Source organism: Cyclobacterium sp. 1_MG-2023 (genome assembly GCF_030546805.1).
Taxonomy (GTDB): domain Bacteria; phylum Bacteroidota; class Bacteroidia; order Cytophagales; family Cyclobacteriaceae; genus Cyclobacterium.
In genome coordinates, this window is the sequence record NZ_JAUOPC010000003.1 from 254,619 (window position 1) to 268,585 (window position 13,967).

Here is a 13,967-nt window from a genome sequence, read left to right on the forward strand (position 1 = left end):
TTTTCTTCTTTCATTATCTTTAATGGATAAAGGTATTGGACATTGTATAGTTAGTTCATTTAAGTTTTTTTAAGAAAAATTTAAAATAATGCCTTTTTTTTAGGTAGTGTTTTAAGTTTTTGTACACTTAGTATATATAGAAGAGATATTATGAATTCCCCAAATCATATTTTGCGTCTTATTAAAAAAGAACTAGAAGGAGATCTAAGTCCTGAGGAAAGATTGATCTTGAATAAATGGTATGAAAATCTTGACGCTAGTGGTGAGGTAGATTTTGATTCCAGAAAAGAGAAAAATTTAAAAAAATTAAGAGCTGCCATAGCACTGAAGTCAAGTTATAAGATTGATTTCAGCTGGATTGGTTGGGCAGCTGCAGTGATTATTGTCTTTATCGGGATGTTTGAAGTTTATAACAATAAATATTCAGACGAACCGGCAGTGGAGACCGTGGTAGAGGAGCGTTTCGAAGAATTTGTAAACCCTCGAGGTGTAAGGCGACAGCTTACATTACCGGATGGTTCTAAGATTTTTTTAAATGGGAATAGTAAAGTGAAAATAAGCAAGCAATTTTCAGCCAATAGGAAGGTATTTCTGAAAGGTGAAGCTTTTTTTGATGTGGAGAAAGATTCGGCCAATCCTTTTGTGGTAGTGACAGAGGGGCTAGAAACTAGGGTGTTGGGTACAGAGTTTACTGTTAGCGCATTTGAAGGTAAACCACAGGTTGTGGCAGTAAAAGAAGGAAAGGTTAAGGTGTCTGAAGCCCAGGAAGGAAAAACTACCGATAGTAATTTTTTAACCGCCAATGAGCAGTTGACTTTTAAGGAGGGAATAGGTTTAGGAAGCAAACAGCGGATCAATCCGGAAAAAAAGTTTGCCTGGATCAACGGTAAGATAATATTTGATCAAACTCCTATCAATGAAGTGTTCACAGTTTTATCTGACTGGTATGGTTTAGAATCTATTGAATTGAGTGATGAAAATATGAACTGTCTGGTTACAGGCATTTATACCCGAATGACCCTTGAAGATATTATGGAATCAATTAAATACGCTACTGGAATTGCCTATGAGATAAACGGAAAACACTTAAAAGTCAAAAAAGGGAATTGCTAAAAGTGGCGCTAGGTCGAAGTAGCGCCACTGTAGAAAAGCAATTCATTTAAAAAAGAATTACATTTAACCATTACAAAATTATGAAAAAAAAGTTACTCATCCTTTTTATGAGGATTACTATGCGGATATTTTCCATTGCTTGCCTATTTTATTTAGGCTTAGGGGTAGGTTGGGCATATAATTCAGATGCCCAAATAATGAAAGAGACCAAGGTCATTCTTTCCCCAGAAGCCGAAACACTGGTTGACATTTTCAAACAGATTGAAAAGCAGACTGATTTTAATTTTGTGTATGAAAATGCATTAAAGAAAGATGTCGTTTTGAATATCGGTCTTGAGAAATCAAATGTTGAAACTATTCTTGAAGAAATTTCAAGAAAAAGCAACCTTGTGTTCAAACAAATCAATCATACCATAACGGTGGCTGATAAATCCATACCGGACGATTCAGACACAGCTCCCGAATTGATGAAAATAATTACGGGTACAATTGTGGATGAGAATGGAAGCCCGATACCGGGTGCCACTATCATGGTAGAAGGTACAAGTACTGGTACTGCTACAGACCTTGATGGAAATTTCTCAATTGACGCACCTTCCGGAGCAGTCTTGCTAATTTCCTTTATAGGATATGAGTCTGTAAAAGTGGAAGTGGGAAATCAAACCAAATTAAGCATCACATTGAATGAAGATGAGTCTGCTTTAGATGAATTCGTTGTGGTTGGTTATGGTTCAGTAGAACGAAGGGAAATTACAGGTTCGATCGCCTCTATCGGTAGACAAGATATTGTGAGTGAACCTACTTATTCTTTTGAAAGCTTGCTTCAGGGTAGAGCAGCAGGAGTTGATGTGGTAGCAGATAGCTACAGACCTGGTGCAGGAGCCACCGTAAGAATTAGGGGCGCAAGGTCTTTGGTTGCAGGAAATGATCCTTTGATCGTAATGGATGGAATTCCTATTGCCGGAAACTTGATGGACATTAACCCTTCGGATATTGAATCCATAGAGATTCTTAAAGATGCCTCTGCAACAGCTATTTATGGTTCTAGGGGATCTAATGGTGTGATTTTGATTACCACTAGGAGAGGTTATTCAGGTGGTACGCAGATTGAATACAGCGCGTTCGCCGGCATTCAAAACATAGCCAATAAGGTTGACTTGATGGATGCAGAGACATTCACTGAAATGCAAAGAGATGCAGCCAGACAGCAAGGCTCTTATACTACCGATGAGGCTTTGTTCTTAGATTGGGAGTTAGAAGGAATTCAAAACGGTGTTGATACAGACTGGCAAGAAGAGGCCTTCAAAACCGGTTTTCAACAAAATCATCAGTTAAGTGTTCGAGGTGGGACAGAAGACACCAAATACGCCATATCAGGCACCTATCTGGATCATAAATCTATTGTTTCAAACAACGATTTTTCTCGTTTCGTAGGTCGATTAAACTTAGATCAGGAAGTCAGTGATCGATTCAGAGCCGGTGTATCTGCTCAGGTAACCACTAGTGAGGAATACCAAGGAGGTGATTTTGGAAGTATTATTCTAAGAAGTCCTTTGGATTGGCCGGAAAGAGCTGAAGGAGCTCTTTCAAGTGAATTTGCAGTTGGAGAGAGTTTCCCAACTTTGGCTTTGGATAGGGATTTGTACATTGATAGAAGAGACAGGACCCGAATCATCACCAATGTGTATGCTGAGGCAGATATTATTGAAGGTTTGAGTTACAGGTTTAATTTTGCGCCGGATTTGACTTATTATGACAGAGGAACCCATACTTGGCAAACCTCTACGGCTAGTGTTGCCAATAGCAAAACCAGCAATATTTTGTATGAGAACATTGTTAACTATTCCAAAGACATAGGTACAGATCACAAAATCCGAGCAACCGGTTTGTACAGTGTACAGAATTTCAGAGAAACAGGTTCAGGTGTATCTGTAAGAGGTTTGCCTTTCGAGCAACAACGTTACCACAATATTGGAACTGCTGAAGAAACTACCTCTAGGAGTTCTTACTTGAGCGAGTGGGCACTTGAGTCATATATGCTTCGGTTGAATTATTCAATGAAGGACAAATACATAGTAACCATGACAGGTAGGGTAGATGGTTCATCTAGACTAGCTGAAGGTAATAAATATGGTCTTTTCCCTTCCATGGCCTTGGCTTGGTTGTTGGATAAAGAAGACTTTATGTCTAATAGCTCAAGCTTTGACGAATTGAAATTACGTGCCAGTTATGGTGATGTAGGGAATACAGGAATTGATCCTTACCAAACCCAAGGAAGGGTTCAGCGTGTAGGTTACGCCTTCGGTGATCAGTCAGTTTATGGATTTCAAAGCGCAGAATTAGCCAATTCAGAGTTGAGATGGGAAAGAACCAGACAAATTGATATAGGAGTAGATTTTTCTCTTTGGAACAGTAGAGTAATGGGAACTTTTGGTGTTTATCAGCAAAGAACCATTGATTTGCTGATGAACAGACAATTGCCGCCAACCTCAGGTTTTGTAAGTACTTTGGAAAACGTGGGAGCTACTAGAAACAGGGGGATTGAGTTCAATGTTTCGGTGGTAAATGTGGAAGCCAAAAGGCCAGGAGGTTTTAGGTGGACGACAGATTTTGTTTTCCATGCCAATAAAAATGAAATTACAGAGTTATACGGAGGAAAAGAAGATGATCCGGGTAACTTATGGTTTATTGGACAGCCTATAAATGTCTATTATGACTGGGAGTTTATCGGAATATGGCAGGAGTCTGAAAGAGATCTTGCCAATTCATACGGTGCAAACCCAGGAGATATGAGAATGAATGACATCAACAATGATGGAAAAATAGGTGCGGATGACAGAGTCTTGTTAGGATCTGATGTACCAAGCTGGACAGGTAGTTTAAACAACAGGATTACTTATAATAATTTTGATTTCGCATTTTTCATCTATACGACTCAGGGAATCAATATTTCCAGTGAGGCAGGAGGAACTTCCCTAGGAGGTATGCTTAACCTTAGACGAGGATACAATTTAAATTCCAGAGATGTGGATTACTGGACTCCGGATAATCCAAGTAATGAATACCCTCAACCTAGGGTGCGTGGTCATGATTATTCTACTGCTATGAGTTATTTTGATGCAAGCTTTGTCAGGGTTAGAAACATTACCCTTGGTTATAGTCTTCCTGATAAGCTTTTGGATCGATGGGGCTTACGTAAATCCAGAATTTACTCCGGAGTACAAAATCCTTTTACTTTCACCTCATTTCCGGGACTTGATCCTGAAGGGGCAAGGGATCTTGATATGCCAAATTACAGAACCATTTTGTTCGGTATTGAACTTGGATTTTAAACCACTAATGTCTAAAAGATGAAATCAATAATAAAATATATACTAGGATTGGCTGTCTTCAGTACCAGCATAAGTTGTGCTGACTTGACAGAAAATATGATTACAGACACTGTTGCTGATGTTCAATTTTCAACGGCAGAAGGATTGGATGAAGCTTTGGTTGGTGCCTATGTGCCTTTAAGATGGTATTATGGTCGTGAACCCGGATTATTGATGAACCTATTTGGAACGGATATGTTCATGGAAGGACAAAGTTATAACTCGGAATGGGACAATTATGGACCTGGCCTAAATGCGTCAACCGTACTTTCTCCATCCGGTGATGTTTTGGTTTGGGAACATTTCTACCAAGGAATTAATTATGCCAATACCGTAATCTCTAGAGCAGATGGTATAGAAGGGATGAATGAAACTACTAAACTTGAGAAAATAGCAGAAGCAAAGTTTTTACGTGCTCACTATTATTTCGTTTTAGTACAGCATTTTGGTCCTATTCATTTGACCTTAGAGGAAACAACAGGAGTAGAATTGGAAGCAAATAGGACTTCTGAGGATGAAGTGTATGCCGCAATTATTGCGGATTTGGAATATGGAATGGAACACCTTCCTTTGGAACAGGTACAATACGGTAGGCCTACAAACGATGCCGCTACCAACCACTTGGCTAAGGTATACCTTACCATTGGAAATTGGGAAAAGGCTTCTGAACTAGCGATTCAGGTAATTGAAGGTGGAAGACATCGATTGTTGGACAATTATGCGGATGTATTCGATCCTTTCAATCAAAGACATGAGGAAGTGATTTGGTCAGTTCAATGGGGAGATGATACAGAAGTTAATAATCCCGGGAATGAACTTCAAAGGTTCTTGGGCCCAAGACAATGGTTACTTCCAGGTCTAATTGGTGATGATATGTATCATGTTGGGATCGCCCGTTTCTGGCCAACTGATTATACGCTTACTACCTTGTTTGGAAATGATTATAGAAATGGTGGCCTACATATTAGAAATGATTCCAGGTACAGCGTGACTTTCAAGGAAGCTTGGTTGTACAATGACGAGCCTAATGTGCCCGAAGGATTTTCTATTGGTGATACTGCTGCTTGGTTTACAAATGATCCTGTTCGAAGGGAGTATACGCAGGAGCAAATTGATGCTGCGCCTTATAGGTTGGTAATTATTGAGGATAGGAATGACGTGTTTTCTCCTACCGTTCAAAAGCATCGCTACCCTTACCTAAGAAACAATGGAAGGGACTATATGTACATGCGTTTGGGTGAAACTTACCTTATTGCGGCTGAAGCATTGATGATGCAGGGCAAGTTAGATGAAGCAACTTCTTATTTTAACATTTTGAGAAAAAGAGCCGAATTCCCGGGTGGAGAAGAAATTCCTTTGATCACACCTGATGAATTGGATATTGACATGATCCTTGATGAAAGAGGTCGAGAGTTGGCAGGTGAATTGCATAGATGGCCGGATTTAAAAAGAACTGGTAAACTTTTGGAGCGAGTGAAAGCACATAACCCGAATGCAGCTCCAAATATTAAAGATTACCATAACTTGCGCCCAATTCCCCAAAGTCAAATTGACAGAACAAAAAATGATTACCCTCAAAATGATGGTTATTAATTTAAACGCTGACCTTATAATCGCATAGCAATTGTAAGTTAGTGTATAAATATTTCCCCCGACTTTTATAAAGTCGGGGGATTTTTTTTAGCCAATTCCGAGTTCTGTCTGTATGCTACCACCTTGGTAAGAAGAAGATTTATGCGAGGGACTGTTTTCCAATATAATTGGATGGTAAAAAGCACATACAAGATGGGATTCTAACGATTTCAAAATCTCTGGACTCAATGGTAAAGTGATTTTAGCATATAATGGATTCCCATTTTTTGGTTTAACTATTCAAGTGTATAGGAGATGCTTTCTTTTTTTCCATTTTTGCTTATTTCCAAAATAACCTTTTTGCTTCCAATTTTAGTTTTAGAGGCTACTTTAACAATTACATCAGAAGGGCTTGTTCCTTTAAAAGGTTCAAGACTTGTAACGAACCTCATACCTTTTCCCTTACCATTCCAACCCTTCTGAAAAGAAAATGCAGGTCGTGGCTCTTTCTTGGTATAGATAAAGGATACTTGGCCTTCCATTGGGTTTAGGTTAAGACCTTCGGTTTCATGTGCTTTGATTGAAAGGTTATAGCCCTCATCAAATAAAGTTTTAACTGCAAGCTGATTCTCATTCATTTCTACTTTTCCTGGAGCAAGTTGAAAATTCAGATCGAGTACTCCTTCCGCATCACCTAAAGCTTCATCGATAATAATAAAGAAGGATTTGTCATAAAAGATCACCGCTCTCCTATGTGCCATTCCTTCATAATTTTGATTTTCCACCACCAGAATATCATGTTTTTCTCCGGGTTTCCATAGTAATAATTTTGGTGCATAATTAATGTTTTCCCCATTTAAAGTAAGGGTTTGGTGTACTTTGCTCTGCCTGAACCAAGCTCTCCCTTCAGGATCACCACTATAAATAAAGCTGCCTGAATCTGGAGTAAGATTTCTTCCCCCTGCATAAAGGGCAAATGTGCCATTGTCCGGTTGACTGTGTCCTCCACCATTGGGACCACATTTTAATACCAAGGCAATGGCTGAAGGATCCCAAGCGCTTCGCATGGAATAGAGCCCACTCTGGGGGAAAGCAAATGCTGTGTTTTCGGGTTTGTTTCCTTCTTTTCCTTCTGTGGCAACATACAGGAAATCTGGTCTGTCAAAGAGTTTGGCCCATGTTTTTAGTTTATTGTAATGTTGTCCTGGACTTCCTGTCCATGCGTCTCCAAATTGAGGAGTTGTACCATCCGGGAATGCAAGCTTCATTGGAACCTCAGTCATTTTTTCAATCATCTTCAGGTAATCTTCAGAAAATAGATCCGCTTTCCCATTCATTTGGGCAAGCTCATAAGTCCGCAGAAACCAACTTATACTCCCCATATGGTAACCAAATGCCAATTCTCTTTGGTGTCCATCAGGATAAACCTGCTCGTGAATCTCATTGTTAAATCGCCTTATTGCCTCTTTCAACCATTGGTCAGCGTCCTTAAATTCAGGAAAGGTCATGGCAATAAAGGCCATTCCTTCAGCTTCCATTAATGCCCAATTACTCCCTGTACTGTATTTTGTCATTAAGTAGTCGGAATGATCATAGATACTGCTCAAAAAGAAAACCAAGCCTTCCGGGGTGAAATTTGAAGAGTGAAGGAAGTAATTGAATAGATGTGTCCACCTGTTACCCCTAATCCCCGCTTCTATAGACCGCCATGGAAGTGGGTGATCTTGGTCTTTGGGGTTTTTTATTACCCAGTCTATAATCTGTTGGTTCCACTCAAGGGCATATTTTTCATCTTGTTGCTCTTTATAGACCTTGCCCATACTTTGCCAAAAAACCATTCTATTCAGTTGCCAAACCCACTCTTTGTCCTTTACAGGTTGACTTTCCCAATCGATGTCCCAGCCTACAAAGTAGGAGGGGTAGGCAGGCTGACCTACCATCACATGTTTTAAAGCATTCTTAGCATGAAGCATGTCTTTTTGGGTGGGTTTGCCTGAGTAGTGGACCTTGTCTGAAGGGTGTATTACCCCGGATCTATTTCGGAAATAATTTAGCAAGGCCCTAGCGGCTACTAAAGGGTTGTCACTATGATTTTTTACCTCTTCTGGTAAATTTAACTTTTGGGTAATTTTATTCCATTTGTCTAGAAATTGACCATCCGGAACAATTGTGGCGATGCCCTTCTTATTGTAACGAATTAAATTATAATCCCATGTTTGGGCGAGTGCTAAAGGAGACTTTATACCCATTTCTCCGTTGGTTCGAATGGTATTTTCAGCTATGGTTATTTGGTCATTTCCATGGTTAAGCTGTTCTAGATACAATCCGTTTCGATCATTTCCTTCAAGAAGGTTGTTTTTTATTTCTATTTCTTGTGATTCGTTGACCTGTACGCCATCTAATTTGTTGCGACTGCTTTCATTACCGCTTATTTTTATGTTTTCACAGAGACTTGCCATAATTCCTGATCCCCATGGAGAATTACTAAGCCTACTCCCTGTTATTGTGACATGTTTGGACTGGAATAGGTGTAAGTTGTGGTGAAGTCCTTTGCCCGGTACCACATTAGAACCATTGTCACTAAAATCACAATTTATGATCCGTACATCTTTGACACCTCTAAGTGAAACTCCATTTTTTGTAAAGTTTCTTACTGTTAGGTTTTCCAAATGTATATTTCGAATTTGTTCAGGGAAATTTGCGGAAAATACCAGCCCTTCTTTTCTTGGGGCAGATTGCCTGGCACGGGCCCTTCTTCCTTGATTGGGGTCATATTCTGCTTCTGCACTTGACCTTCCTTCAATGACAAAATTCTTTAATACTATATTTTTAGAATCAGGCATTTGGTTGCCTATGGTAAGGCCGTTTACTTTCTCTGCTAGCAATAAAATGGTGGATAAACCAAATCCTTCCAAATGAATGTTGCTTGGTAATTTAAGGGTTTCATTTAACACATGTTGACCTTTTCCCAGTAAGATTTTTTGTCCTGAATTAACTGCCTTGTTGATTGCCTTTTGGATGGATTGCCCGGGGTTTACCAAAATAGCATCTCCCTCATGGGAGGTTGTATTTTCTCTTATTGCCCCGGTTTGTTCTCGGGCCTTATTAAGAGGAGCCGTATTTACAAAGGATGGTTCTTTATTGACCGGTGCTTTTTGAGCAACCAAAAAGTCCAAGCCTGAATCATCCCTTGTCAGGGCAATTGCTTTTTGTGTGTTGGGCATTGGGATCCCTTTCACGGTAGAATAGTGGTTGTAAACGGACTCATATATATCCCTGAATTTCCCACGTCCTCTTTGAGAGATAATTCCATAAACAGGTACTTCCTCACCCAACATAAACTTTGTAGTGTATTCAAATCCCAAAGCCAGCCTGTTGTCTGCTACAGCATAAAAATCCACACCTTGTGTCCAGGCAATCTGGGCTGCCTTAGCAAATTCTCCCAAGCCTAGTTGAACATGTGGCCAATCTCTGGTTGTTTCTTGAATTTGACCATTTGGATAAATGTATTTGGTGATACCGCCATTATTTGGCCCCCAGAAAAAACGGTCTACCGCTTTCTTAAATAAATCAGGACGATCAGTGAAAACTCCGATTCCAAGCATGGTATTGATCATGGCTGCATCCCAGTTCCCATTGGCTTCAGTAAAAAAATCTTTGATATAGGGATAAAAGACAGTAAGCATTAATTGCTCAAATTTTTGGATGCCCTCAGGTTCCCAACCTGAATTACTATATCGCAATATTTCTGCTGCATTTAAGAAATGCTGCCCAGTCAATGCGGCAATTAGTTTTGCATCATTGTCGTCAAAATCCCATAGCTGTTCAGACCAAACGTTAATTATTTCAATGGCTTTTGAAGCGTGTTTCCTGTCTTCTGTTATGTACCAGAGTAAAGCTTGTCTATAGGCTTCTTTAGCGCTGGAAGAAAGTTCACGGTGTCCTTGTCCTTTTCTTCCATAAGAGCCTCTTACTACATGTGTGAAAGCCTGAGGCTGAAAATCAGTAGCGGCTTCATTTTTTAGATTTATGAAAGCAGTTTTCCAAGGTTCTTTTCCTTGATCGATTTGTGATTTCATATAATCCAAATCAGCTTGGTTTTGCAAAATACCGGGATGAACAAAAGAGGTAGGATAAATTAAATCAGAGAGGTTTTTATCTTTCTGTGCTAGACTATTAAAACCAATAAAAAATAAAAATGCAAAAATTGCAATTGATGGGCGTAATAATTTCATAGGTTGATTTTGAGCTTTGTTCAAGAACTGAAAATATACGGGTATACAGTCAAAAATGAAAGTGATTTAAGAATGTTTGATAGTGAGCTATTGATAAGTTGATTTAGGAGGTTACATGATCCTATTACAAAACCCGGGTTTAAGTATAAATTTCTCTTGATGGCTATTTTTGTTCAATAGTTCAAATCCTTTGAAACCAAGTGACAGGGTTAAGCCCTGGCTAATACTATTTTTTGTTAGCCCCTTATTCCAAAAAGATAGTGAATTAATTAACTGTTGTTTTGTGAAATAGTAGTGAATTTATTTTTAAATAAATTGTAATTAAAGTTGAATAAATGGTTTAAAAAATATAAAAATAAAATTATTAATGTTAATATTAACGTAATATTGCCTTTATAAGTATCAATTTTATTTAAATTTTTATTTTAAGGTAATTAATTTAATATGAATTAAATGAAGTAGGATAATTATCATTATATGATTTTATCTATTATTAAATTATTTAATCACAAAACCACAAAACAATGAAGGAATCATTACTTGTCAGATGTAGAGGATGCTTTCTCTATACTAAACGGACCTTTGCAAGTCTAATAATTTTACTTGCATATGCAACTATACCTGATGTCGGGTACGGTAACAGTATTGCGTCAAACGACTTAGATGCGATTAATTTAGAGTTGAGGGCTCAAGTTACCGGTACGGTGGTGGATGTAAATGGAGACCCTATACCGGGCGTTACGGTTTCCGTACCTGGGAGTGGGCGGGGAACAGCCACTGACTTGGACGGAAAATATTCCTTGGATGTAGCCGAAGGAGCTACCTTGGTTTTTTCATTCATAGGCTTTGTGTCCCAAAGGATTCAGGTTTCAGATCAAAGCATTGTAAATATAACTTTGTTAGAGGATACCTCTGCACTTGATGAGGTTGTGGTGGTTGGATATGGCACTCAAAAGAGAGAAAACTTGACTGGAGCAGTTTCTTCCGTGAACTTTGATGAAGAACTTCAGAATAGGCCTTTAACCAATGCTTCCCAGGCATTAAGTGGTCAGGTACCGGGAGTTTGGATCAGTCAAAACTCAGGAAAACCGGGAAGTGATGGAGCCCAGATTCGAGTAAGAGGTTGGGGTACATTAAATAATTCAAACCCTCTGATTTTGGTAGATGGTGTTGAAGCTTCAATCAATGAAATCAATCCCAACGATATCGAAAGTATGACGGTCTTAAAAGATGCAGCAAGTTCAGCGATTTACGGTTCCAGGGCAGCGAACGGAGTGGTGTTAATTACCCTTAAGTCCGGGAAATTCGGTGAAAGAACAAGCATTAATATAGGTAGCTATGTGGGCCAGCAAAGCCTTGGCAGGCGGTATAATATTATTGAAAATAGTGCCGAGTATATGGGCATGTGGAATCAAGCCTTGGCCAATCAAGGAGGAAGTCCTCTGTTTCCCGAATCAGTAATCAATGATTTCGCAAACAATAATGACCCATATGTATATCCCAATACAAATTTCTTCGACGAGGTGTTTAGAAAAGCACCAATAACAGAACATAATATTTCCGTAAACGGTGGTTCTGAACAAACGAAATTCTATGTATCCATGAATTATTTGAATCAGGATGGCATTATGTTAAACTCTAAATCCAATCGTTACGGTTTGACAGTAAACTTAGAGACGAAATTAAAGGAATGGCTTACCATAGGGGGGCGTCTTAATGGTATCAAGAAAGCTTCTGAAGAGCCATTCAATATCGGTCGAATGATGTATATCTTCTCTAATGGAGGGTATCCCTTTACAGCACCGTATACAGAAGACGGAAGGTTTGGATCTGTTCAGGCCATTAATAGTAGTGGTAATACAATTGTAGGCAATAGGAACCCTTTGATTGAGACAGCCAATGGTTTATCCATTTCCGAAAACAATTTTTTCAAAATGAATGTATTTGCGAATATTGACTTTACTGATTACCTGACATTAAAGACCAATTTGACCTCTCAATACAATAGTAATTTGGTGGACAAACACAATAATTTAGTTTATGGATATACCAACACAGGGGTAGAAGGCAAAAACCTAGACTACCTTACAATTTTAGAGGCCAGCAGAAGTAATATTCAGAGCAATTACAACACCCTGTTTTCTACCTTGAATTTTAATAAAACCTTTAATGAAATCCATAACATTTCAGCCATAGCAGGAATTCAAATTGAAAGCACAGTCATAAAGGATGTATATGGGAGAAGATCAGGACCTCCCAAAGAAGGTTTGATTCAAATAGATGCAGGAACCGCAGGTTTCCAAGCTAATGGAAACATGAGTGAGCTCAAAATGATGTCCTATTTTGGACGTGTAAATTATGCGCTATCAGATAGGTATTTGTTTGAAATGAATTTAAGAGCTGATGGTAGTTCCCGGTTTAAGGAGGATTATCGCTGGGGCGTTTTTCCGGCATTTTCAGCAGGTTGGAGAATGGGTGAAGAGGAATTTATGAAAAGTCAAAATTTAATTTCAGATCTAAAAATAAGAGCATCTTGGGGTAAGTTAGGGAATCAGAACATCAATTCTTACTGGCCATATCTCGCAGTAGTCAATCAAACGAATGGCCTAAGTTATAATTTTGCAGGAAGTTTTGCTCCGGGGGCCGGAATAACAGCCCTAGTAGATGAGAGCATTGGCTGGGAAACTTCAGTAACCACTGATTTAGGAGTTGAATTTGGTTTGCTAAACAATAGGATTTTCGTTGAGGCAGATTATTTCAGAAAAACTACCAATGATATCATTGTTCAATTACCTATTCCATCCATATTGGGAGGAGTAAGTGCTCCTTTTGAGAATGTTGGAGAGATGACCAATAATGGGTTTGAATTCAATATCAATTACTCAAAATTGGCCACAGATAGGGATGAGTTAGGATACAATATTGGTGTTAACATGACTTATATAGTCAATCAGGTAACCAAATTTAGAGAAAACTCTCCTGACCAATTGTACCTTATCCGTGAAGGTTTTTCTTACCGAGAACTTTACGGTTACAAAGCCATAGGGATTTATCAAACAGATCAAGAAGCTTCAGAACACATGAATGCCAATGGTTACATACCACAAGCTGGAGAGTTAAAATATGAAGATGTAAATAATGATGGGCGCTTGGGTTTTGAAGATAAAATGGCTTTGGGGAATACCATACCTAAATATACTTTTGGGCTTACGCCAAGTATAAATTACAAAGGCTTTGATCTTAGTACTTTGGTAATGGGAATTGCCGGAGCCAATGTATATACGCAAAATGCATGGACTCAACCCTTAGGGATTTCCGGTGGAACAATTACTGAAAAATGGAGAGATGCATGGACTGTAGATAATCCAAGTACAACGGTACCAAGAATATCAATTAGTGATACTTGGAGAAGTGAAGCCTCTTCTTATTGGGTAAGCGATATTTCATTTATTAAGTTAAGAAACGTGCAGCTTGGCTATACCTTTCCAACGGCCATTACCGAAAGGTTAGGTGTTCAAAAATTATATGTCTATGGAAACGCCCAGAATTTAGGTTCAATAGTTTCCAAAGATTATGAAGGATTTGATCCTGAAAGAAACACATTCGATTCAGGGGATAATTTTTATCCACTTCCCAGAATCCTTTCCCTTGGTGTCAATATTAATCTGTAAGCATT

General features: G+C 38.8%; 5 protein-coding genes. 4 read left to right on the forward strand and 1 reads right to left on the reverse strand.

The window, feature by feature from the left end; genetic code table 11:
* Positions 1 to 150: 150 nt before the first annotated feature.
* From Q4534_RS05700 to Q4534_RS05710, 3 genes are all read left to right on the forward strand, one after another.
* Positions 151 to 1,113, forward strand: coding sequence for a FecR family protein (locus Q4534_RS05700; RefSeq protein WP_303612206.1), 963 nt, complete (start codon positions 151 to 153; stop codon positions 1,111 to 1,113).
* Positions 1,114 to 1,193: 80 nt separating this feature from the next.
* Positions 1,194 to 4,445 (forward strand): SusC/RagA family TonB-linked outer membrane protein, encoded by a 3,252-nt coding sequence (locus Q4534_RS05705; RefSeq protein ID WP_303612207.1) that lies wholly within the window; start codon positions 1,194 to 1,196, stop codon positions 4,443 to 4,445.
* Between the two features lie 18 nt (positions 4,446 to 4,463).
* Positions 4,464 to 6,077, forward strand: a complete 1,614-nt coding sequence (locus Q4534_RS05710; protein ID WP_303612208.1) for a RagB/SusD family nutrient uptake outer membrane protein — start codon at positions 4,464 to 4,466, stop codon at positions 6,075 to 6,077.
* Between the two features lie 275 nt (positions 6,078 to 6,352).
* On the opposite strand, the gene Q4534_RS05715 is transcribed toward Q4534_RS05710, so the two are convergent.
* Positions 6,353 to 10,291 carry a heparinase II/III family protein gene (locus tag Q4534_RS05715; protein WP_303612209.1) on the reverse strand — a complete coding sequence of 1,313 codons (3,939 nt, stop codon included), beginning with the start codon at positions 10,289 to 10,291 and terminating at the stop codon, positions 6,353 to 6,355.
* Between the two features lie 524 nt (positions 10,292 to 10,815).
* Between Q4534_RS05715 and Q4534_RS05720 the strand changes: the two genes are divergently transcribed.
* Complete coding sequence (locus tag Q4534_RS05720) at positions 10,816 to 13,962, forward strand: TonB-dependent receptor (RefSeq protein ID WP_303612210.1); 3,147 nt, start codon at positions 10,816 to 10,818, stop codon at positions 13,960 to 13,962.
* Positions 13,963 to 13,967: the final 5 nt, after the last annotated feature.